Source organism: Allosediminivita pacifica (genome assembly GCF_003054175.1).
Taxonomy (GTDB): Bacteria; Pseudomonadota; Alphaproteobacteria; order Rhodobacterales; family Rhodobacteraceae; genus Allosediminivita; species Allosediminivita pacifica.
On record NZ_QBKN01000002.1, the window covers coordinates 132,331 to 155,018 of the forward strand.

The following is a 22,688-nucleotide window of genomic DNA, read 5'->3' on the forward strand; positions in this document are numbered from 1 at the left end:
CGCGTGACCCCAGCGCCCCTCTCGGCGCCTGCGGGCCGATCCGGCCGCCGCACCCCCTGCGCCCTCTTGGCGGAAGGGCCGGCGGAGGCTAGACAGGCGCTCCGACCCCGAACAGGAGCCGCAATTGGACCAGACCGCCCAGCGCATCGCCCGCCAGATCGCAACCGAGATCACCGCCCGGCCCGACCAGGTCAGTGCCGCGGTCGACCTGCTCGACGGAGGCGCGACGGTGCCCTTCGTCGCGCGTTATCGCAAGGAGGCCACCGGCGGGCTGGACGACACGCAACTGCGCACGCTCTCGGACCGGCTGGCCTACCTGCGCGAGCTCGAGGCACGGCGGGCGACGATACTGTCGTCGATCAAGGAGCAGGGCAAGCTGACCGACGATCTGGCAAAAGCCGTCGCCGGGGCCGAGACCAAGTCCGCGCTCGAGGATATCTACCTGCCCTACAAGCCCAAGCGCCGCACCAAGGCGATGATCGCGCGAGAAAACGGGCTGGAGCCGCTTCTGCGCGGGATCATGGCGGATCGCTCGGCCGATCCGACCAAGCTGGCCGAGGGCTATGTTTCGGAAAACGTGGCCGACACCAAGGCGGCGCTGACCGGGGCGCGGGATATCCTGGCCGAGGAGCTGACCGAAAACGCCGACCTGCTGGGGCGGTTGCGCATTTTCATGCGCGATGAGGCACTGGTCACCGCCCGGGTGATCCCCGGCAAGGAGGAAGAGGGCGCGAAGTTCTCGGACTACTTCGACCACAGCGAGGCGTGGCACAAGATCCCCGATCACCGGGCGCTGGCGCTGCTGCGCGCCGCCAAGGAAGAGGTCGTGACGCTGGACATCGCGCCGGACCCCGAGGGCGGGCGCGACAAGGCGGTGCAGATCGTGGCGGGCGCCGTGGGCGTGCCGGGCGATGCGCCCGGCGACCGCTGGCTGCGCGAGGCGGCGGCCTGGACCTGGCGGGTGAAGCTCTCGCTGTCGATGTACGTGGATCTTCTGGCCGAGCTGCGCAGCCGGGCGCATGAAAGCGCGATCCAGGTCTTTGCGCGCAACCTCAAGGACCTGCTGCTGGCCGCACCGGCGGGGGCGCGGGCGACGCTGGGTCTTGATCCCGGCATCCGCACCGGCGTGAAGGCGGCTGTGGTGGATGCCACCGGCAAGCTGCTGGAGACGGCGACGCTTTACCCCTTCCCCCCCAAGCGCGACCTGCGCGGGGCCGAGGCGCAGATCATCGCCATGATCCAGCGGCACGGGGTGGAGCTTGTCGCCATCGGCAACGGCACCGCCAGCCGCGAGACCGAGCGGCTGGTGGCCGACACGCTGAAGCTGCTGCCGCAGGGCGTGACAGCCCCGACCAAGGTGGTGGTCTCGGAGGCGGGGGCCTCGGTCTATTCGGCCTCGGACCTTGCGGCGAAGGAATTCCCGGGGCTGGATGTCTCGCTGCGCGGCGCGGTGTCGATCGCGCGGCGGCTTCAGGACCCGCTGGCGGAGCTGGTGAAGATCGAACCGCAAAGCATCGGCGTCGGCCAGTACCAGCACGACGTGGACCAGCGGCGCCTGACCAAGGCGCTGGAGGCGGTCGTGGAGGACGCGGTGAACGCGGTGGGCGTGGATCTCAACACGGCGTCCGCGCCGCTGCTGTCGCATGTGGCGGGGCTAGGGCCGAAGCTGGCGCAGGCGGTGGTGGATCACCGCGATGCCAGCGGGGCGTTCGGGTCGCGCAAGGCGCTGCTGAAGGTGGCGGGACTTGGCCCCAAGGCCTTCGAGCAGGCGGCGGGCTTCCTGCGCATCCGCGACGGGGAGGAGCCGCTGGATGCGTCCTCGGTCCACCCCGAAGCCTACGGCGTGGCGCGGCGGATCGTGGGCGCCTGTGGCCGCGACATCCGACAGATCATGGGCCAGCCCGAGGCGCTGAAGGGCCTCCGGGCCGAGGACTTCGTGGACGCGAGCTTTGGTCTGCCGACGGTGAGGGACATCCTCGCCGAGTTGGAAAAGCCCGGCCGCGACCCGCGCCCGAGCTTCCGCACCGCGCAGTTCGCGGACGGGGTCGAGGACATCAAGGACCTGAAGCCGGGGATGCGGCTGGAAGGCACCGTGACCAACGTCGCGGCCTTCGGCGCATTCGTCGACGTGGGCGTGCACCAGGACGGGCTTGTCCACATCAGCCAGCTGGCAGACCGCTTCGTGAAGGACCCGCACGAGGTGGTGAAGGCGGGCGACGTGGTCTCGGTCACGGTGACCGAGGTCGACGTGCCTCGCAAGCGGATCGGGCTGAGCATGCGCAAGGATGGCGGCGCCTCGGCCAAGGCGGCACAACAGGAGCGCGGGCCGAGCCCCGACAAGGGCAAGCCGCGCGGCGGTGGCGGTGGTCAGGGACGCGGCAAGCCCGCCCAGCCGCGCAAGGACGAGGGCGGCGGCGCGCTCGGGGCGGCCCTGCGCGACGCGATGAACCGGAAGTGAGGGCTCAGGCGGCGGGTTGCTTGATGAGCCCTGCCGCCTCACTCACCAGCGGGTGCAGGCCCTCGCCGCCCGCGGCAAGGTGGTCAGAGAGCTGCGCGCGCATGCGCGGCTCCCAGAACTCGTTGATATGGGCGGCCACCTCGGGCGCGCCGGCATTCGGCTGGGTCTCGAAGAACGCGGCGATCTGGTTCGCCATGCGGATCATCTTGTCAGGCGACATCGCTTTCCTCCGTCACGATCCGGTGCCCGTGGGCATAGATATCAAAGCCGCCGCAACGGGCGAAGGCGGCGAGCGTCAGCCCCGCGCCCTCGGCCAGCCGAAGGGCATGGGCGGTGGGGGCGGAGACGGCGATGAGCACGGGCGCGCCGGCCAGCACCGTCTTCTGCACCATCTCGACCGACACGCGCGAGGTCAGCACCACGGCCCCCTGCCCCATGTCGATGCCCGCCCGTGCGCAGGCACCGATGAGCTTGTCGAGCGCGTTGTGCCGGCCCACGTCCTCGCGCGCCATGACGATGCCCTCGCCCGGCCGCAGGAAGCCCGCCGCGTGCACCGCGTGGGTGCGATCGTGCAGCGGCTGGTGGTCGCGCAGCGCGTCGGTGGCGCCCGCCACTTCGGCCCCCGGAATGCGCAGGCCACTGTCCGGCAGCACGGGCAGCGCGCGCACCGCCTGTTCGAGGCTTTCGATCCCGCACAGCCCGCAGCCCACCGGCCCCGCCATGCTGCGGCGGCGGGCGGCGATCACCTCGGCCTGCGCCTCGGGCAGCCAGAGCCGCGCCTCGATGCCCTCGTCGAACGCCACGAGCTCGGACCGCTCCACCTCGGACGCGGCGCCGACCAACCCCTCGGTCAGGGCAAAGCCCAGGGCGAAATCCTCCAGATCCGCGGGCGTCGCCATCATGACGGCATGCGTGCTGCCGTTCACGGTCACCGCGACGGGCAGCTCCTCGGGCAGCGCGCGGTGCACGTCGCGCCGCGCGCCCCCCTGCACGGAGACACCTGCGCGGATCTGCGCCGGATCGCCGGTCATTCCGCCGCCGGAAGGATGCGCCGCGACTGCGCCGCCTGCGCGGCGTAGTCTTCCTGCCAGTCGGTCGGCCCGTTCGAGGGCGAGACCTGCACGGCGGTCACCTTGTATTCCGGGCAGTTGGTCGCCCAGTCCGAGAAATCCGAGGTCACCACGTTGGCCTGCGTGCCCGGGTGGTGGAAGGTCGTGTAGACCACGCCCGGTGCCACGCGGTCGGTGATCGTCGCGCGCAGCGAGGTTTCGCCGGACCGCGAGGCCAGCTTGATCCAGTCGCCTTCCTTGACGCCGCGCACCTCGGCATCGTGGGGGTGGATTTCCAGCAGGTCCTCCTGATGCCAGACGACGTTCGGCGTGCGCCGGGTCTGCGCGCCCACGTTGTACTGCGACAGGATGCGCCCGGTGGTCAGCAGCAGCGGGAAGCGCGGCCCGGTGCGTTCCTCGGTGGCGATGTACTCGGTCAGGATGAACTGTCCCTTGCCGCGCACGAAGCCGTCCACGTGCATGACCGGCGATCCCTCGGGATGCGCCTCGTTGCAGGGCCACTGGACCGAGCCCTTCTCGTCCAGCAGATCGAAGCTGACCCCGGCGAAGGAAGGCGTGGTAGCGGCGATCTCGTCCATGATCTCGCGCGGGTGGGTGTAGGACCAGCCCGCCCCCATGGCATTGGCCAGAAGCTGCGTCACCTCCCAGTCGGCGTAACCGGCCTTGGGCTTCATCACCTCGCGCACCATGTTGATGCGCCGCTCGGCGTTGGTGAAGGTCCCGTCCTTTTCAAGGAAGGTGCTGCCCGGCAGGAAGACATGGGCGTAGTTGGCCGTCTCGTTCAGGAAGAGGTCGTGGACGATGACGCAGTCCATGGCCGCAAGCCCCGCCGCCACGTGTTTCGTGTCGGGGTCCGATTGCAGGATGTCCTCGCCCTGGATGTAGATGCCGCGAAAGGTCCCCTCGACCGCCGCGTCGAGCATGTTGGGAATGCGCAGGCCGGGTTCCTCGTCGACCGGCGCGCCCCAGACCTTCTCGAAGACCTCGCGCGCGGCATCGTCGCTCACGTGGCGATAGCCCGGCAGCTCGTGCGGGAAGCTGCCCATGTCGCAGGAGCCCTGCACGTTGTTCTGGCCGCGCAGCGGGTTCACGCCCACGCCGGGACGGCCGATGTTGCCGGTCATCATGGCAAGGTTGGCGATGGCCATCACGGTGGTCGATCCCTGGCTGTGCTCGGTCACGCCCAACCCGTAGTAGATCGCCCCGTTCCCACCCGTGGCATAGGCCCGCGCCGCAAGCCGCAACGCCTGCGCGTTCACGCCGGTCAGAAGCGCCGTCGCTTCCGGGCTGTGGCGCGGATCGGCGGCGAACTCGGCGTACTGGCGGAATTCCTCCCAGTCGCAGCGGCTGCGGATGAAGTCCTCGTCCACCAGCCCCTCGGTCACGATCACATGCGCCATGGCGGTCAGCACGGCGACATTGGTGCCGGGCGTGAGAGCCAGGTGATGCGCCTCGCCCACGTGGGGGCTGTCGAGCAGGTCGATGCGGCGCGGGTCGATCACGATGAGCTTGGCGCCCGCGCGCAGCCGCTTCTTCAGCCGCGAGCCGAAGACCGGGTGCCCGTCGGTGGGGTTCGCCCCGATCACCACGGCCACGTCGGTGTGTTCGACGGAATCGAAATCCTGCGTGCCCGCGCTGGTGCCGAAGGTCGTCTTAAGCCCGTAACCCGTGGGCGAATGGCAGACCCGCGCACAGGTGTCGGTGTTGTTGTTGCCAAAGACCGCCCGGATCATCTTCTGCACGAGGAAGGTTTCCTCGTTGGTGCAGCGGCTCGAGGTGATGCCGCCGATGGACCGGCGGCCGTATTGCTCCTGGATGCCGCGCATCTTCGTGGCGGCGAAGGTGATGGCCTCCTCCCAGCTGACCTCGCGCCAGGGCTCGTCGATGCTGTCGCGCACCATCGGGTGCAGGATGCGGTCGCCGTGGCTGGCATAGCCGTAGGCGAAGCGGCCCTTGACGCAGCTGTGGCCGCGGTTGGCCTTGCCGTGCTTCCACGGCACCATGCGCACGAGCTGGTCGCCCTGCATCTGCGCCTCGAAGGAGCAGCCCACGCCGCAATAGGCACAGGTGGTCACCACGGACCGGTCCGGCACGCCCATCTCCGCCACGCTCTTTTCCTGTAGCGTCGCCGTGGGGCAGGCCTGCACGCAGGCGCCGCAGCTCACGCAGTCGGATGTCAGGAAATCGTCGCCCGCCATCCCGGCCGAGACCCGGCTTTCGAAGCCGCGCCCCTCGATCGTCAGAGCAAAGGTGCCCTGCACCTCCTCGCAGGCCCGCACGCAACGCGAGCAGACGATGCACTTGGAGGGATCGTAGGTGAAATAGGGGTTGCTCTCATCCTTGGGCAGGTAACGCGGGTTGGCCTCGCCCACGGGCATGCGCAGCCGCGCCTCGGACTGGCTGCGCGCGCCGGTGCCGGAGGGATCGAAATGGTTCTCGCCCGGCGTGTAGCGCATGTCGCGCAGACCCACGGCGCCCGCCATGTCCTGCAGCTCGCAATCCCCGTTGGCCGAACAGGTCAGACAATCGAGCGGGTGGTCCGAGACATAAAGCTCCATCACCCCGCGCCGGATCTTCTTCACCTTCTCGGATTGCGTGTGCACCTTCATGCCCTCGTGCACCGGCGTCGTGCAGGAGGCAGGCGTGCCCCGCCGTCCCTCGATCTCGACGACACACAGCCGACACGACCCGAAGGCCTCGACGCTGTCGGTGGCGCAAAGCTTCGGCACGGAAATCCCCGCTTCCGCCGCCGCCCGCATGACCGAGGTGCCCGCCGGCACCGTCACCGCGAAGCCGTCCACCGTCACCGTGACCGGCGCGCCCTGTTTCGCGGGCGTGCCCATGTCGCGGTCGTCCCAGGGAATGATGAAATCCTTCATGCGTGGCACCTCCGGTGTCGCGTGATGGCAGGGGTGTCGGCGCCACCCCGCCCCTTCTTCTCGCCCGAAATACCTCGGGGGGTGCGGGGGGCAGCGCCCCCCGCCACCTCGACGCGCGTCAGCGCGGCGAAACCGCTCATTCCGCCGCGTCCCGCGCCGGGCCGAACTCCTCGGGAAAGCCGCGCAGCGCCGAAAGCACCGGGTAGGGCGTGAAGCCGCCCAGCGCGCAGAGCGATCCGTCGCGCATGGTCTCGCAGAGATCTTCCAGCAGCGGCACGGCGGCCGCGTCGCCTGCCGCGATGCGGTCGATGGTCTCGACCCCGCGCACCGCGCCGATGCGGCAGGGCGTGCACTTGCCGCAGCTTTCCACCGCGCAGAACTCCATTGCGAACCGCGCAAGACCCGCCATGTCGGCGCTGTCGTCGAAGACCACCACGCCCGCGTGGCCGATCAGGCCACCCTGCCCGTCGAATTCCTCGTAGCCGAAGGGCGTGTCGAACTTGGAGGTGGGCATGTAGGCGCCAAGCGGCCCGCCCACCTGCACGGCCTTGACCGGCCGCCCCGAGGCTGTGCCGCCGGCCACGTCATTGACCAGCTCGCCCAGCGGCATGCCGAAGGCGGTCTCGAAGAGCCCGCCGCGCGCCACGTTGCCGGCGATCTGGATGGGCATGGTGCCCTTGGACCGGCCCAGCCCGAAGCTCGCGTAATGCTCGGCGCCCTTTTCGAATATGACCGGCACCGTGGCGAGGGTAAGCACGTTGTTCACGACCGTCGGCTTGCCGAAAAGCCCCTCGAGCGCGGGCAGCGGCGGCTTGGCACGCACGACCCCGCGCTTGCCTTCGAGCGAGTTCAGAAGCGAGGTTTCCTCGCCGCAGACATAGGCGCCCGCGCCCACGCGGATCTCCATGTCGAAGGCGGGGCCGGTGCCCAGCACCGCGTCCCCCAGAAGGCCTGCCGCGCGGGCCAGTTCCACCGCCTCGGTCATGACCTCGATGGCGTCGGGGTATTCCGAACGCAGGTAGACAAATCCCTTGGTGGCGCCCACGGTCACGCCCGCGATGACCATGCCCTCGATCAGGCAGAAGGGGTCACCCTCCATCAGCATGCGGTCGGCAAAGGTACCGCTGTCGCCCTCGTCGGCGTTGCAGACGATGTACTTGCGGTCGGCGTGGGCCATCCGCACCGTGTCCCACTTGATGCCTGCCGGAAAGCCCGCGCCGCCGCGCCCGCGCAGGCCCGAGGCCTTGAGTTCGTCGATGACCGCCTCGCCGCGCATGTCCAGCACGCGGCGCAGCCCGGCCAGTCCACCGTGGGCCTTGTAGTCGTCGAGCGAATGCGGATCGTTCAGGCCCACGCGCGCGAAGGTCAGCCGGGTCTGGCGGGCGAAGAAGGGGATGTCCTCCACCGCTCCGAGGCTGTCCAGCGTGCCGTCGAGCAGCGCGGGCACGTCGGAGGCCTGCACCGGCCCGTAGGCGAGCCTGCGGCCGGAGGCTTCGACCTCGACCAGTGGCTCCAGCCAGACCATGCCGCGCGATCCGTTGCGGACGATCTGCAAGCTCATGCCGCGGGCCTCGGCCTCGCGCGCGACGGCCTCTGCCACCTCGTCGGCGCCCAGCGCCTTGGCGGCGGCGTCGCGGGGAACGTAGATCTTCATGCCGCGCCCTCCCCGGCGAGCGCCGTCAGGCGGTCGGCGTCGGCGCGGCCCATGACCTTGCCGTCGACCATGGCTGCGGGGGCACAGGCGCAAAGCCCGAGGCAATAGACAGGCTCCACCGTCACGGCGCCGTCGGGCGTCGTCTCGCCCCAGCCGATACCCAGCTTCGACAGCACCGCCTCCGACAGCGCGGCACCGCCCACCGCCTGGCAGGCCTCGGCCCGGCAGATCTTGACGGTATGCCGCCCGGCGGGCGCCTCGCGGAAATCGTGGTAGAAGGAGATGACGCCGTGCACCTCGGCCCGGGTGAGCTTCAGCGCCTTGGCGATCACCGGCACAGCCGTGCCGGGCACGAAGCCGAAGGCCTCCTGCATGGCATGCAGGATCGGCAGAAGCGGCCCCTCGAGATGGGTGTGGGCTTCGATGATCTCGGCCAGCGCCTCTGGCGCGGGCTCGGCGGCTTGGGTGGTCATGCCTGGCTCTCCGTCTTTGGGGCAGGAAGACACCGAAACCGATCTTGAATCAATATCGCCGTTCCGTCTGGCAATAGAGGATTTCAATCAATATCGACGGGTTCCTCGCCCGCGGCCCGCTCGGCCACCTCGAAAAGCGCGCGGATCAGCGGGGTCTGCGGCTCCTGGTACTGGGTCACCAGACCGACCCCCGGCGCGGCCACGCCGCCGGTGATCGGCACCACCGACAGCGGATGCCCTTTGGCCAGAAACGCCGCCATCTCGCGCGGCAGCACCGTGACCCATCCGCCGGACAGGACCGTGCTCACCAGCACCACCGTAGAGCTCGATTCCAGCGCCGGCATCGCCGTCACGCCCGCCTCGAGGAAACTGCGGTCGATGATCCGGCGGTTCTGCATGTCCGGCGTCAGCAGGCAGAACCGCTGTCGCGCAAGATCGCTCCATGCCACGCTCTCGCGCCCAGCCAGCGGATGGTCCTCGCCGCAGACGAGCGCGTAGCGCTCGCGATAAAGCGGCAGCTGCGCCACCCGGCCCAGCGGTTCGTTGTCGAGGTAGGTGATGCCCGCATCCGCATCCAGGTCGTCGATCATGGCGAGGATTTCGTGCGAATTGCGCGACCGGATCGACAGGCGCACGCCGGGATGCGCCTCGGCAAAGCGCGTGGCGAGATCCGAGGCCCGGGTGAGTGCGGTGGGGATCACGGCAAGGCGAAGCTCGCCGGAAAGACCCTCGCGGGCAAAGCGCATCTCTTCGCGCAGGCGGCGCGCGTCGCCGACGATCTGGCGCGCCATGACCAGCGCGCGCTCGCCCTCGGGGGTCAGGCCGCGAAAGCGGGCGCCGCGCGTCACGAGCTTTACGCCCAGCTCGTCCTCGAGCTGCCGGATCCCGCTCGAAAGCGTGGGCTGCGTCAGCCCGAGGCTTTCCGCCGCACGCCCAAAATGACGCGCCTTGGCCAGCGCAATTAGCATTTCCAGCTTGTGGATCACGCCTGCCCCCGTGGTGCCGATTCCCGCGCAACCTGCGTCGCGCGGGCTGCAGGGTCAACTCAGGCGGCGGGTTTCAGGCCCAGCAACTCGCGCGCCTGCGCAGGGGTCGCCACCGGACGACCCGCCTTGTCGCAAAGCTCCACGACACGGCTCACCAGCGCCGCGTTCGAGGGCGCAAGCGTGTCGCGGTCGAGGCGGACATTGTCCTCGAGCCCCGTGCGCGCATGCCCGCCCAGCTCCACCGACCACTGGTTGATGAGATACTGGTTCGCGCCGATACCCGCGGCGCACCAAGGCGCGTCGTCCCCGAAGAGCCGCTTCACAGTGTGGATGTAGAACTCGAAGACCTCGCGATCCGCAGGCATCGCGTTCTTCACCCCCATGACGAACTGCACGTAGGGCGTACCCGCCAGCTTGCCTGCCTCGGCCATCTTCGCGGCCTGGAAGATGTGCGAGAGATCGAATGCCTCGATCTCGGGCTTCACGCCGTGGGTCAGCATCTCGCTTGCCAACCAGTCCACCAGATCGGGCGGGTTCTCGTAGACCCGGGTGGGGAAGTTGTTGGACCCCACCGAGAGCGAGGCCATGTCTGGCGCCAGCGGCAGCATGCCGCCGCGCGCCTGCCCCGCCCCGGACCGACCGCCAGTCGAGAACTGGACGATCATGCCGGGGCAATGCTTTTCCAGCCCTTCCTTCAGGCGGGCAAACTTCTCGGGATCCGAACTCGGCGTTTCGTCATCGTTGCGCACGTGGGCGTGGCAGATGGTGGCGCCCGCCTCGAAGGCTTCCTGCGTGCTTTCCACCTGTTCGGAGACGGTGATCGGCACGGCAGGGTTGTTTTCCTTCTTCGGCAGCGAGCCCGTGATCGCGACGCAGATGATGCAGGGTTTGGTCATGATCCCTCACATGTCCAGGAAGACGGTTTCGCCTTCGCCCTGAAGGCGGATGTCGAAACGGTAGGTGCCGTCGCCCTCGGGCTTGGCGATCAGCGTGTCGACACGCGGGCGCTGTTCGATGCGGGCAAGGATCGGGTCGGCGTCGTTGTCCTCGTCCCCGAAGTAGATGCGGGTGCTGAGGCCGATGTTGATGCCCCGCGCCACGATCCAGAGCGAGATATGCGGCGCCATGACCTTGCCGTCGCGGGTCTTGACCGTTCCGGGCTTGACCGTGCGAAGCGTGTATTCGCCGCTGTCCTTGTCGGCGGTGAAGCGGCAGAAGCCGGTCACGCCGGGGTCGGCGCCGGGCTGGCCGGGGTAGATGCCCCGGGCATCCGCCTGCCAGCTTTCCAGCAGCGCGTCGCGCAGCGCCCAGCCGGTGCCGTCGTAGACCGAACCCTTGATGGTCACGATCTCGCCCTTGGCGGCATCGGTGATGGGGCTGAGGGCAAGATCCTCGGGGTAGATGCCGCCGAGGCCCGCGAAGGTGGGCACGCAGCCGATGTGGACGTAGGGACCCGCGGTCTGCGAGGGCGTTTCCATGAGGGTCGTCAGTTTCTGCACCATGTCACATCCCCTCCGGGCGGTTTTCAAAGAAGGTCTGGCGGCGGCCGCGCAGGACGATGTCGAACTTGTAGGCGAGGAAATCCATGGGCTTGGCCATCGCCATGTCGAGCGGCGCGACAAGCTGGTCGAGCTGGCCACGGTCCTTGACCGTCGCCGCGATCGGGCAGCGGTCGATCAGAGGGTCGCCCTCGAAGTAGATCTGGCTGATCAGCCGCTGCCCGAAGGCATGGCCGAAAACCGAGATATGGATGTGCGCCGGGCGCCATTCGTTGCCCCGGTTGGGCCAGGGATAGGCGCCGGGCTTGATCGTCAGGAACTGGTAGTAGCCCTCGTCGTCGCTGAGCGTGCGTCCGCAGCCGCCGAAGTTGGGGTCGAGCGGCGCGAAGTAGCTGTCCTTGACGTGCCGGTAGCGCCCGCCGGCGTTGGCCTGCCAGGCCTCGATCAGCGTGTTGGGCACCGCGCGGCCGTTCTCGTCCAGCACGCGGCCGTGCACGAGGATGCGTTCGCCGACCGCCGGGGCCTCGCCCTTGGTCCAGTTCAGGATCAGGTTGTTGTCGAGCGCGCCGATCATGTTGTGCCCGAAACGGGGGCCGGTTTCCTCGGAGGGCGTGCTGTCGAGCGACAGCAGCGGCAGGTTCGGCGACCGCGTGACGCTGGTCTTGTAGCCCGGGTCATAGGGCACCGGATGCGCCGCGCGGTTGCGCGGGATCAGGGGGGAAGCCTCATACATCGTCTTTCTCCATCTCGGCGAACACGCGTTTCGCAATCTTCAGCGCATGGTTGGCGCGCGGCACGCCGGCGTAGATCGCCACGTGCTGAAAGGCCTCGGCCACGTCGCGCGGGCTTGCCCCGGTGCGGGCGGTCGCGCGGACGTGCATTTCCACCTCCTCGAAGTTCCCCGTCGCCGCGAGCAGCGCCAGCGTCAGCATGGAGCGTTCGCGCGGAGTGATGGCGTCGGAGGCCCAGACGGTGCCCCAGGCGCTTTCGGTGATGAGATCCTGGAAAGGCGTGTCGAGATCACCCTTGGCGGCCTCGGCCCTGTCCACGTGCGCGTCGCCAAGCACCCGGCGGCGCACCTGCATTCCTGTCTCGTAACGGTCGGTCAATACGGCAACCCCACGTAGTTGAGCGCCAGCGCTTCCTGCGCGGCTGGCGTATCGCGCAGATACAGCAGTTCAGCCCGCTGCATCTTGAGATCGAAGTCGGTCTGATCGGGAAAGCGGTGCAGCAGCGAAGTCATCCACCACGAGAAGCGCTCGACCTTCCAGACGCGGTCCAGCGCGCGTTCGGAGTAGCGGTCGACACCCTCGGCGTCGCTGTCGCGGTACCACTGCGACAGCCCCTCGAAGAGGTAGTGCACATCCGAGGCCGCGCTGTTGAGCCCCTTGGCCCCGGTGGGCGGCACGATGTGGGCCGCGTCCCCGCAAAGGAACAGCCGCCCCCAGCGCATGGGCTCGGTCACGAAGGACCGCAGCGGCGCGATGGATTTCTCGATGCTGGGGCCGGTCACGAGCTTTTCGGCGAATTCCGAGGGGATGCGCCGTTTGAGCTCGGCCCAGAAGGCCTCGTCCGACCAGTCCTCGGCCCTGTCATCGAGCCGGCACTGCACGTAGTAGCGCGACAGGTGCGGGCTGCGCATGGAACAGAGCGCAAAGCCCCGGCCCGAGTTGGCGTAGATCAGCTCGTCATGCACCGGAGGCGTCTCCGACAGCAGGCCCAGCCAGCCGAAGGGATAGATCTTTTCGTAGTCGCGGCGCACGTCGTCGGGGATCGACTTGCGGCTGACCCCGTGGAAGCCGTCGCAGCCCGCCACGAAATCGCAGTCGATCCGCTTTTCCTGACCGTCGTGCATGAAGGTCACGTAGGGCGTGTCCTCGTCGAGATCGTGCAGTTCCACGTCCGACACCTCGTGCAGCACGGTCGTCCCGCGCGCCTCGGCCGCGTCGTAGAGATCGCGGGTGACCTCGGTCTGGCCGTAGACAGTCACCGGCTGGTCGATGTGTTCGGCAAAGTCGATGCGCACGCGGTCGTCGTCGTAGGACAGCACGACGCCGTCATGGGGAAGGCCCTCGCGCCTGGCGCGGTCATCGACACCGGCCTGCCTCAGCAGATCCATCATGCCCTTTTCGAGTACGCCCGCGCGGATGCGCGACAGGACATGATCCCGTGTCTGGCGTTCCAGCACCACGGCCTCCACACCGATGCGGTGGAGAAGCTGCGAGAGCAGCAGGCCCGAGGGCCCGCCGCCGATGATTGCCACCTGTGTCCGCATGGGATCATCAGATCGCGCCGCGGCGGGGCCGCGACGCCTTGCGGGTCGGGACGCGGCCTCCCACCGCGCCCTTCCCTTCGTTCACTCCAAGCATGGGTCTCCTCCCTGGCTCCTCGCTCGGTGGGGTGGTTACTTCTCGACGCCGCCCCAGATCGATTCCGCCGTCTTCACGACAAGCTCCAGCTTGCGGCGCTGGTCGTCGGCGGTGATGTCGTTGCCTTCCTCGGTCGAGGCGAAGCCGCACTGGGGCGCGATGCCCAGCTGGTCGAGCGGCGCGTACTTGGCGGCCTCGTCGAACTTGCGGCGCAGGTCGTCGATGCTTTCCATCTCGGCGGTCTTCGTGGTGATGAAGCCCGGCAGCACGCGCTGCGTGCCCTTGGAGAGCTGCCCCAGCGGCGCGAGGTCGCCCGCGCGGTCCGTGTCGTACTCCATGAAGAAGATGTCGACGCCGGTCTTGTTGAAGACGGCATCGGCCACCGCATCGTAGGCACCCTCGGCCGCGTGGGTCGAGCGGAAGTTGCCGCGGCACATGTGCATGCCGATGAACATGTCGTCGGGACGGTCCTTGATCGCCTCGTTCATCATCCATGCATAGCGGTCGATGAGCCAGTCCGGATCCTCGCCGCTCGCCTTCTGGGCCTCGCGGTGCTTGGGATCGCAAAGATAGGCAAAGAAGATGTCGTCCATCTGCAGGTAGCGGCAGCCGGCGTCGTAGAACGCCTTCACGGCCTTCTTGTAGGTTTCGGCGATGGCCGCGGTATAGGCCTCGACGTCCTGGTATTCCTTGGGCGCGATGTCTTGCTTGGCGACGCGGAAGTGCAGCGCTGAGGGACCGGGGATCGAGATCTTCGGCACCACGTCGGTGTTCTTGGCGAGGAACTGGAAGTGCTCGATGTGCGGGTGGTCGGCGGGGAAGTCGAGCAGGCCATCGACCACGGGGATCGTCGGGCGCAGCTTCACGCCCGAGAACTGTGCGCCGGCCTCGGGCTCGCGCTGTTCCAGCGTCAGGCCGTCGAGGAAGCCCATGAAGTCGAAGTGCCAGAAGGACCGGCGCTGTTCACCGTCGGTCACGGCTTTCAGCCCCACGCCTTCCTGCATCCGGATCAGGTTGCGGATCGCCTCGTCCTCGGTCGAGCGCAGCCCTTCGACGTCCAGCGTGCCTTCCTCGTAGAAGGCCTTGCGGGCGAGCTTGACGCTTTCGGGGCGCAGCAGGCTGCCCACGTGATCGGCGCGGAAAGGAGGTGTCGGCATGTAATCGTTACTCCGTATGGTTCGGTTTTCTTACGTTCTGCAGCATCTGGCGCAGGGCGCGGCGGCAAGCGTCCAGATCCGCGGGCGCGATACCCTCGGTCAGCCATGCCTCGCGGGCCAGGGCCGCATCCAGCATCTGTTCGTGCAGATCCCAGCCGCTGTCTGTCAGCGACCAGAGCCGGCGGCGCGGATCGCGTTCGCCGGGACGGGCCTGCACCTGACCGTCCGCATCGAGCCGCGACAGCGCACGACTGACGGCAGCCTTGTCGAGCGCCACGATCTCGCACAGCCGCGCGGCGGGAGATGGCGGCAGCGCCGCAAGCGTCGAGAGAACCCGCCATTCTGTGACCCCGATGCCGAAGCGCCGGAGATAGTCCGCCGAGGCCACGGCCGACTGGGCGTTGTTCACCGCCACCAGGTAGTAGGGAATGTAGGCGGGCAGGTTCAGCACCCGCCGCCCTTCCATGACCCGGACGGACTGGGGATCATCGTCGCCATCGGGGCGACGCAGGTTGGGGCGTTCGCTCAAGCCCGCCCTCCCGGCAGGGCCGTCGTCGGCCGTGCAGTGCATTGATCCATGACGCTCCTCCCGCGGACCGGCCTTGCCGGACCCGACTACCCTGAGCCACTCGCGTTGAGCTGTCAACACGGCGCCCACCTGGGGGCCTGCCGCAGTCTGTGATGCCAAAGAAGGCAGCAGTGCCATAATGTACGATATTTTACATCCTGTCACTTTACCGACATATAGACATGACAAGCCTCGGGACGCGATGGAATCGCACGGGCGTCACCCGCCCGGTCCCATTCTTCCAATCCGATGGATGCCATGCAGAACCAGTTCTCCTTTACCCGCTCCGCGCGCCGGCTCACGCGTGCCGGCCGCGCGGGCCTTCTCGGCAGTGTCGCCGCTGTTGCTTTTCTGACATCTCCCGCCCTTGCGCAGGACCAGGGCACGCTGCGCGTGCTGACCATGAACACCTGGGGTGACCAGTTCCGGAACGACCTCGACGCCATCAAGGACGTCTTCGTCAACGGCAACTACGACATCATCGCCTTCCAGGAACTGCGCAACGAACAGTACCTCAGCGGGCTCCAGCAGATCCTGCGTGACGAGGGTCTCGGCGAGTACGCGTTCATCAAGCAGGGCGACACCGGCGTTCTCAGCCGTGTCGGCGGCGATTTCGCCACCAACACCCAGGGCGATTCCGTGGCCTACCAGACCGCGCAGCCCGGCGGCGGCATGCCCGACACGGTCGTGGGCTCGGTCCACCTCGACTACCGCGACCCCTCGCAGACGCGCCTGAACGAAGTCCGCGGCATCACCGAATGGGCGAAATCGACCGGCGGCCCGGTGATCCTCACCGGCGACTGGAACGCGGGCGACACCTCGGAACGCGGCCTGCACCGCGCCTCGCAGCAGAAGCTGATCCTCCAGAACTACCTCTACAGCGGCAACAGCTTCTACGAGACGCTGCTTGGCGAATACGCGGTCGATGCCGACGCCATGCAGGATTTCATCGACGCCAACCGCGGCGCCTGGCTGTCGCTCGACGACATCCCGGACGATCTGTTTGCCGACGAAACCTACCCGGTCGAGCACAACACCCCCGTCACGCTCAACCTGCTGAAGAAGGACTTCATCCTTCTGCACGGCGCGGACCGCGAGAACTTCGAGCCGCACGAGTTCGACGATGGCGTCACCACCTGGCCCTCGGCCGGCGAGGATGACACCAACACCTGGCCAAGCTGGGACCGCGTGCGCATCGACCACTTCCTGGCCTCGCGCCCCTTCGGCAAGTGGTACAAGGTGATCGACGCGGCCGACGATGCCTACACGGGCACGCTCGACCAGGTCGACGTGACCGAGGACGGCACCCCCTACGCCGACCACGAACTCGTGGCTCACGACCTGCGCTGGGTCGGCCCCAAGCTCGAGACGTATGACGAGGCCGGCGACGAACAGACCCGCCTGGTCTGGAGCGACGAGGCCACCACCTTCGACGAGAGTGGCGGCGAATTCGTCCTCAGCCGCAACAACATGCGCGACGACGTCTACCTCGGCCAGATCGCCGACGAGAACGGCGAACCCGTGCTCGACTGGCTGACCACCGAGGAAAAGAAGACGCTGCTCGACTGCACCACCGACGACCCACGCCTGCAGGCCGCCGTCGCCGAATACTGCATCGACGACCACAGCTTCATCGGGGAAACCCTCGTCACCGCCGGCGGCACCGTCGTCGTGACCGAGGACGCGGCGCTTGGCGATGCCGACGCCACCCTGCGCCTCGACAACGGCGGGCTGGCCGTGGAAGGCGCCCAGATGGGCACGCTCGACCGCGAGATCTCGCTCGAAGGCACCGGCGGCTGGCTCGACATCCGCGACGCGGCAGCCGCCGTGACCACCGAACAGGACATCTCCGGCACCGGCGCACTGTCCAAGCGCGGCGCGGGCGCCCTGATCGTGGCGGGCGACACGACCTACACGGGCGAAACGACCGTGGACGGTGGCGCGCTGATCGTGAACGGATCGACCGCGGCCTCGGCGCTCACCACCGTCAACGACGGCGCACGCCTTGGCGGCACCGGCACCACAGGCAACCTCGCCATCGCGCAGGGCGGCACGCTGGGCGCGGGCAACAGCATCGGCACGCTTTCCGTCGCCGGTGACCTGAGCTTCGCCGAAGGCTCCACCTTCGAGATCGAGGCCAATGCCGCAGGCGAGGCCGACCGTGTGGACGTGACCGGCGCGGTCGACATCCAGGGCGGCAGCACCGTCGTCGTGGCCGAGGGCGGCAACTACCTGCCCTTCACCTCCTACGAGGTGCTGACGGCCGGTGGCGGCATCAGCGGCACCTTCGACGGGGTGACCTCCTCGCTGGCCTTCCTCGACGCGGGCCTGACCTACGGCGACACCAGCCTGACGCTGGAACTCGACCGCAACGACACCGCCTTCGACAGCGTCGCCTCCACCCGCAACGGCCGCGCCGCGGCTCGCGCATTGGAGCCGCTGGGCATGGGCAACCCGCTCTTCGACAGCGTCGTCATGCTGGGCGAAGCCAGCGCCGACGAGGCCTTCGAGGAGATGTCGGGCGAGCTTCACGCCGCCACCATGGGCGCGCTGGCCGAACAGTCCGCCGCGGTCACCGACATGGCGGCATCGAAGCTGCGCGACACCCGCGACGGGGCCGAAACCGGCGTCCAGTTCTGGTTCGAGGGCTATGGCGCAGGCGCCGATATCGACGGCGACGACACCCGCGAGGTGTCGCGTTCGGCCTATGGCACGCTCTTCGGGGCCAACGCCAAGCTCGAAAGCGGCCTGACCTTCGGCTTTGCCAGCGGCTTTGGCCAGGGCGAGGCGAGCCTCGACGGCCTGCGCGGCGAGAGCGAGACCGACGATCTGCACTTCGCCCTCACGGCAGGCCAGCGCTTCGGCGCCACCGCCGTCAGCCTCGGGGCAAGCTACACCCGCAGCCAGGTTTCCACGTGGCGCGATGTGTCCTTCACCGGCTTCGACGAAACGCTCAAGGCCGACTACGATGCGGACACCACGCAGGTCTTCGCGGAACTCTCGCACCGCTTCACCCTGGGCACCACGATGCTCGAACCCTTCGGCGGCCTCTCGCACGTCCGGGTGAAGACCGACGGCGCCTCGGAAAGCGGCGGTGACGCGGCCCTGCGCGTGGAGGACTCGGAGTTCGAGGCCAGCTTCGCCACGCTCGGCCTGCGCGCCGAAAGCGCCTTCGACGCCGGCACCACGCCGCTGCGCCTTTCGGGTGCGCTGGCATGGCGCCACGTGCTCGACGCCTCCGACCCGGAAGCGGACCTCGCCTTTGCCGGCGGCAGCGCCTTCTCGGTCACTGGCACCGGCCTTGCCGAGGATGCCGTCGAAATCGGCCTTGGCGTCGCCATGGACCTGAGCGACCGCGCGGTGCTCTCGGTCGGCTACGACGGCGCCTTCGGCGACGACGGCCAGTCGAACGCGGTCAACCTTGGCGTGCAGATGCGTTTCTGACGACGCCCACGCGTCACGAAACGCGAGGTCGCGGCTCCCCACAGCCGCGGCCTCTTTTTTTCTCGAAAAACAAGGGCCCTCACGTGTATCAAGGCACGCAGGCGAGGCAGAAGACCGGGGCGATGGACACAGACAGGAAGGGCAACCGCCAGCAGCTCCTGATGGAGCAGCTCGCGGCCCAGAGATACATCTCGATCGAGGAAATCGCGCGCCGCTTTTCGGTGACCACGCAGACCGCGCGCCGCGACATCATGGAGCTCGAGCGCCAGGGCAAGGTCCGCCGACTGCACGGCGGCGCCATGCTCGCCAATTCGGTCGAACCCGGCGAGTTGCGCCGGCGCCGCGTGACCAATTCGCTCGCCAAGGACCGCATCGGCGCCCGCGTGGCCGACCTGGTCGAAGACGGCGCCTCGGTCTTCCTCGACACCGGGACCACCTGCGAGGCCGTGGCCCGCGCCCTCGTCTCGTGCGAGAACCTGCGCGTGGTCAGCTACAGCCTGCGCATCGCCGCCTTCCTGCGCGAGGTCACCGACTTCACCATCGCCATCCCCGGCGGCTTTGTCCGGCAGGTCGATGGCGGCGTCTTCCAGGAACAGGCGCGCTCCTTCATCTCGGGATTCAAATTCGACCTCGCCATCCTCTCGGTCTCGGGAATCGACGACGAGGGCGATCTGGGCGACGACGACGAGGCCGAGGTGGAAAGCGTGCGCACCGCCATGCAGCATTCGAGCCGCGTCCTGCTCGCCGTCGACGGCAGCAAGTTCGGCCACCGTGGCCTTGTCCGGCTGGGGCGCATCGGCGACGTGGACATGATCGTCACCGACCGCCGCCCGCCGCCGGGCATCGCCAAGCTGGTGGAGGAGGCCGGGGTCGAGCTGCACCTGGGCTGACGCGGCCGAGGCTCGACAGCGCGGCGCGGGGCGGATAGGCGACCATCGTCACCCCGAACGAAAGGCCGCGCCCATGCAGGACAGGATCGAGGATCTCGAAAGCCACATCGCGCATCTCGCGCGCACGGTCGACGATCTGTCGGAGACGGTGTCCCGGCAGGCGACCGAGATCGACCGGCTGACCACGCGGGTGGAACGCCTCATGCGGCGCGAGGCCGAGCGCGAGCAGGATCAGTCCGGTGGCATCTACCTTGGCGACGAGCGCCCGCCGCACTGGTAGGCGCGCTCACTCCCCGTGCGTGTCGATGGCGACCACCTCGCCATCGTGCAGCAGCAGGTCCTTGCGACGGTTGCCACCGAACCTCTGGTAGATGCTGACAAAGGCCGTGTCCCGCGCCAGCCGCCCCATGCGGTTGCCGCAGGGCTCGCCAGTGGCGACCCGGCAGACCTTGTTCTTGACCGCCTCGTAGGCTGAATCGAGCCCCGTGGCGGGCAGGGTTTCGGCAGCGGGACCATAGCGGATCTGCTCGTGCGTCTCGGGCGACCCGAACATGGCCAGCGCGGCGGTGAACTGCCGCGCACAGCCGTCCCGGAAGCCGGTCAGGTAGAAGGTCCGCATCCCGGGATTGGACGGATCGGTGTCGATCAGCGTGTAGCCGCTGCCGGTCTCGGGATAACGGTCCGTCGCGGTGCCGAGGCTCTGGACGTTGCTCACACAGCTCCGGGCCACCTCGCCGAAGGGCAGCGCCTGCCCGGGAACCGCCATGGGCAACTCGGGCCCCTCGACCGATCCGCCACCGCCACCGAAGAGCTGCGAGAGGAACCCGCCGCCACCCTGCGGTGCGCGCGCCGGTTCACCCTGAGGGGCGATCGCCGCCACCTCGACGCCGTCTTCCGCATCGGCGGCCTTGGCCGCGTCGGCCTGCTCCTTCAGATAGCCCAGCATCCCGCCCTCGGGCGCAGCCTCAGGGTCGGCCTGCGGCGCGGCAGGACCGCCCGTGCCCTCGGCCACCGCCGCAGCCCCCGCGCCCTCGGCCGTTTCGACCTCGCTCAGACGCATGGGCGCCTGGGGGGATTCGCTGCACGCAGTCAGGCCCAGCGCCGCGATAATCAACAAGGAACCGTATCTCATTCGGAATCCGACCGTCGCTTTCATTCCGTCCGTGTTCTAACGGACACATCCCCCGGGAATCCACACCTGCTTCGACGTCAAACCGTCCCACCGGCGGAACATGACCACCGAACCGGCATCCCGCCGCCGCACGCAAGGAATACCGGGCTTGCCGGGAATCGCCTGTGCTGGGACGCTCGTCCTTATTTCAGAAAGGTCATTGGCTCATGCGTATTGCTGGCATCCTGATTTCCGCCGCCCTTCTCGCGACAACAACCACCGCCGCCCTCGCCCAGGGCACCCTGCCGACCGAGCGCTGGCAGTTCGCCCGACAGACGGAATTCCAGACGAACGTCGCCTGGATCTACGGTCGCTTCAACGGCGGGCCGAGCGAATTCGGCGTCGAGTGCACCGACACCGGCCCCGAGGTCTACTTCGCCGACGGCCTGAGATACGACGGCGACACCCGGCAGGGCCGCGTCGGCATCAGCGTCGACGGCCGGGACTATTCCCGACAGGCCACCTTCGTCCCGCACGGGCACACCTCCTGGTGGCGGATAGCCCCCGGCAACGGGCTGCTCGACGCCCTGCGCGCGGGCAACACGGTGACCCTCGACAGCGACCTCGGCACCGGTCTCTTCCCCTTCCGCCTGCGCGGCTCCAGCGCGGCCATCGGCGAGGTCCTTGCCATCTGCGGCGAGGGCGCCGCCCCGACGACAGCCGCCACCGGCCCGACGGCAGCCACCACCGGCCTCACCGCCGCCGCGCCGGAGGCCCGCATCCGCGAAGCCTGCCGCGGCGCCTATAGCGGCGAGGATGCCATCGTGCAGACCGAAATCGACGGCGACGGAAAGCCCGACTTCCTGCTCGACTGGTCCTCCGTGACCTGCGCCGACCGCAGCGTCGGGCGCGGCGGCGGCTACTGCGGCGCCCAGATGTGCAGCATCGACGTCTACGCCTCGTCCGCCTACGCACCCGGCGGCTGGCCCCAGCCGATCCTTGCGCTCAGCTACGCCCTGCCCGCCCCCGGCGCGGACCACGCGCTGACCACCACGGTGACGGGTGGCTCCTGCCCCATCACCCACCGCTGCACGCGGCACTGGGGCTGGACGGGTGGCAAGCTCGAGGTCGTGGCACGCGAGGACGTGGACGCGTCGCAGGCACCCTCCCCTGAAGCCCCGGAACCTTCCACTTCCGCGCAGGCGCCCCTTTCCCGGACACCTCCCGCCGAAGCCGATGCGGCGATCCCGTGGACCGCCCCCGGCATGGAGCCCGGACAGTGGAACTCGGTCGTGCCCGAAAACGCCATGGGTTTCGTGCTTGCCGCCCATCCCAACTTCGACGGAACCCAACTCATGCTGTCTTGCGGTGCCGGGGGTGGCCTCCAGATCAATTTCAGCGCTCCGGAGCTAGCCAACGTGGGCCCCGAGGACGACGTCCGCCTACGGCTCGGGACCGAAACCTTCCCCACCCGCTTCCACGAGGATATCGCCTCGGGCGGCGACCCCTCCTTCTACATGGCCGGCCGCTGGGACGGGCAGGTCAGGCTGCTGGAGCTGCTGAACGCGGGCGAGGATGCCGAGGTCATCGTGATCCCCGACGACAACCCCTCTGCGGCAAAGGTGGTTCTCACCGTGCCCGGCTCCGCCGGCGATCCCGGCCTCGCCCATGTGGTCGACGTCTGCGGTGACGGACCCAAGGTGGCCGGCCCGGTCCAAAGCTTCCCCGGCGTGTTTGGTGACGCACAGTCCGGTGCCTGGGTGCTGCGCCACCGGACCGAGAACTTCACCGTCCCCGTTGCCCGCAGCATCGATCCGCGCAACGGCGCCGCCTTCGGCCTGCACTGCTCGGAAGAGGGCCTGCCCTCGATGCACATCGGCTGGGAGGTCATTCCCGACGGCGAAACACGCGGGATCGTGCTGAGGATCGGCGGCCGCGACTTCGCCCGCACCGGTTACGGCAACAAGAGCACCATCACCTTCCCCGCCGACGCCGACCTGATGGAGGCGATGCGCAATTCCGACGAGGTGATCTTCGTGCGCGACGACCCGGCCCTGACAGACGGCGTCTTCCCCACCACGGGCTTCGACGGCGCCGTCGATTTCACCTATACCCACTGCGAATGAGGCA

Annotated in this window: 19 protein-coding genes; 5 read left to right on the forward strand and 14 right to left on the reverse strand. The window is 68.6% G+C overall.

Going from position 1 to position 22,688, the window contains the following annotated elements:
• The first annotated feature begins 124 nt into the window (after nucleotides 1-124).
• Nucleotides 125-2,458 (forward strand): Tex family protein, encoded by a 2,334-nt coding sequence (locus tag C8N44_RS02150; RefSeq protein ID WP_107974523.1) that lies wholly within the window; start codon nucleotides 125-127, stop codon nucleotides 2,456-2,458.
• A gap of 4 nt (nucleotides 2,459-2,462) precedes the next feature.
• On the opposite strand, the gene C8N44_RS02155 is transcribed toward C8N44_RS02150, so the two are convergent.
• The 13 genes from C8N44_RS02155 to C8N44_RS02215 form a co-directional block, all read right to left on the reverse strand.
• Entirely contained in the window at nucleotides 2,463-2,678 is a 216-nt protein-coding gene (locus tag C8N44_RS02155; protein WP_107974524.1) for a formate dehydrogenase subunit delta, read from the reverse strand.
• A complete protein-coding gene (gene fdhD / locus C8N44_RS02160) occupies nucleotides 2,668-3,489 on the reverse strand; it encodes a formate dehydrogenase accessory sulfurtransferase FdhD (protein WP_107974525.1) in 822 nt (273 codons plus the stop codon). The genes C8N44_RS02155 and fdhD overlap by 11 nt, the downstream gene beginning before the upstream one ends.
• Nucleotides 3,486-6,407, reverse strand: a complete 2,922-nt coding sequence (gene fdhF, locus C8N44_RS02165) for a formate dehydrogenase subunit alpha (protein ID WP_107974526.1) — start codon at nucleotides 6,405-6,407, stop codon at nucleotides 3,486-3,488. Before fdhF ends, fdhD begins: the two co-directional genes overlap by 4 nt.
• Nucleotides 6,408-6,543: 136 nt before the next feature.
• Nucleotides 6,544-8,061: a formate dehydrogenase beta subunit gene (locus C8N44_RS02170; protein WP_107974527.1), complete on the reverse strand. Its 1,518-nt coding sequence runs from the start codon at nucleotides 8,059-8,061 to the stop codon at nucleotides 6,544-6,546.
• On the reverse strand, nucleotides 8,058-8,534 hold the full coding sequence (locus C8N44_RS02175) for a formate dehydrogenase subunit gamma (protein ID WP_107974528.1): 477 nt from the start codon (nucleotides 8,532-8,534) through the stop codon (nucleotides 8,058-8,060). The genes C8N44_RS02170 and C8N44_RS02175 overlap by 4 nt, the downstream gene beginning before the upstream one ends.
• A gap of 83 nt (nucleotides 8,535-8,617) precedes the next feature.
• Entirely contained in the window at nucleotides 8,618-9,520 is a 903-nt protein-coding gene (locus C8N44_RS02180; protein ID WP_107974529.1) for a LysR family transcriptional regulator, read from the reverse strand.
• 59 nt (nucleotides 9,521-9,579) lie between these two features.
• Nucleotides 9,580-10,416 (reverse strand): 3-oxoadipate:acetyl-CoA acetyltransferase, encoded by an 837-nt coding sequence (locus tag C8N44_RS02185; protein ID WP_107974530.1) that lies wholly within the window; start codon nucleotides 10,414-10,416, stop codon nucleotides 9,580-9,582.
• Nucleotides 10,417-10,422: 6 nt separating this feature from the next.
• Nucleotides 10,423-11,022 (reverse strand): protocatechuate 3,4-dioxygenase subunit alpha, encoded by a 600-nt coding sequence (gene pcaG / locus C8N44_RS02190; protein WP_107974531.1) that lies wholly within the window; start codon nucleotides 11,020-11,022, stop codon nucleotides 10,423-10,425.
• Nucleotide 11,023: 1 nt separating this feature from the next.
• Nucleotides 11,024-11,752 (reverse strand): protocatechuate 3,4-dioxygenase subunit beta, encoded by a 729-nt coding sequence (pcaH, locus tag C8N44_RS02195; RefSeq protein WP_107974532.1) that lies wholly within the window; start codon nucleotides 11,750-11,752, stop codon nucleotides 11,024-11,026.
• Nucleotides 11,745-12,128, reverse strand: a complete 384-nt coding sequence (pcaC, locus tag C8N44_RS02200; RefSeq protein WP_107974533.1) for a 4-carboxymuconolactone decarboxylase — start codon at nucleotides 12,126-12,128, stop codon at nucleotides 11,745-11,747. Before pcaC ends, pcaH begins: the two co-directional genes overlap by 8 nt.
• Nucleotides 12,125-13,294: a 4-hydroxybenzoate 3-monooxygenase gene (pobA, locus tag C8N44_RS02205; RefSeq protein ID WP_107974534.1), complete on the reverse strand. Its 1,170-nt coding sequence runs from the start codon at nucleotides 13,292-13,294 to the stop codon at nucleotides 12,125-12,127. The genes pcaC and pobA overlap by 4 nt, the downstream gene beginning before the upstream one ends.
• 129 nt (nucleotides 13,295-13,423) lie before the next feature.
• Nucleotides 13,424-14,545, reverse strand: coding sequence for a 5-methyltetrahydropteroyltriglutamate--homocysteine S-methyltransferase (locus tag C8N44_RS02210; protein ID WP_107974535.1), 1,122 nt, complete (start codon nucleotides 14,543-14,545; stop codon nucleotides 13,424-13,426).
• A gap of 7 nt (nucleotides 14,546-14,552) precedes the next feature.
• Complete coding sequence (locus tag C8N44_RS02215) at nucleotides 14,553-15,074, reverse strand: MarR family winged helix-turn-helix transcriptional regulator (protein WP_158273988.1); 522 nt, start codon at nucleotides 15,072-15,074, stop codon at nucleotides 14,553-14,555.
• 297 nt (nucleotides 15,075-15,371) lie between these two features.
• Here C8N44_RS02215 and C8N44_RS02220 point away from each other — a divergent pair, with 297 nt between their 5' ends.
• From C8N44_RS02220 to C8N44_RS02230, 3 genes are all read left to right on the forward strand, one after another.
• The gene (locus C8N44_RS02220) at nucleotides 15,372-18,557 is read left to right on the forward strand and encodes an autotransporter domain-containing protein (RefSeq protein WP_146178789.1); all 3,186 of its coding nucleotides are present in this window, start codon (nucleotides 15,372-15,374) and stop codon (nucleotides 18,555-18,557) included.
• 122 nt (nucleotides 18,558-18,679) lie between these two features.
• Nucleotides 18,680-19,447, forward strand: coding sequence for a DeoR/GlpR family DNA-binding transcription regulator (locus C8N44_RS02225; RefSeq protein WP_107974538.1), 768 nt, complete (start codon nucleotides 18,680-18,682; stop codon nucleotides 19,445-19,447).
• A 73-nt stretch (nucleotides 19,448-19,520) separates the two neighbouring features.
• On the forward strand, nucleotides 19,521-19,727 hold the full coding sequence (locus C8N44_RS02230) for a SlyX family protein (RefSeq protein ID WP_373282678.1): 207 nt from the start codon (nucleotides 19,521-19,523) through the stop codon (nucleotides 19,725-19,727).
• A 6-nt stretch (nucleotides 19,728-19,733) separates the two neighbouring features.
• Here C8N44_RS02230 and C8N44_RS02235 read toward each other — a convergent pair whose 3' ends face one another.
• Entirely contained in the window at nucleotides 19,734-20,579 is an 846-nt protein-coding gene (locus C8N44_RS02235) for a hypothetical protein (protein WP_146178790.1), read from the reverse strand.
• Between the two features lie 206 nt (nucleotides 20,580-20,785).
• Between C8N44_RS02235 and C8N44_RS02240 the strand changes: the two genes are divergently transcribed.
• Complete coding sequence (locus tag C8N44_RS02240) at nucleotides 20,786-22,684, forward strand: hypothetical protein (RefSeq protein ID WP_107974540.1); 1,899 nt, start codon at nucleotides 20,786-20,788, stop codon at nucleotides 22,682-22,684.
• Nucleotides 22,685-22,688: the final 4 nt, after the last annotated feature.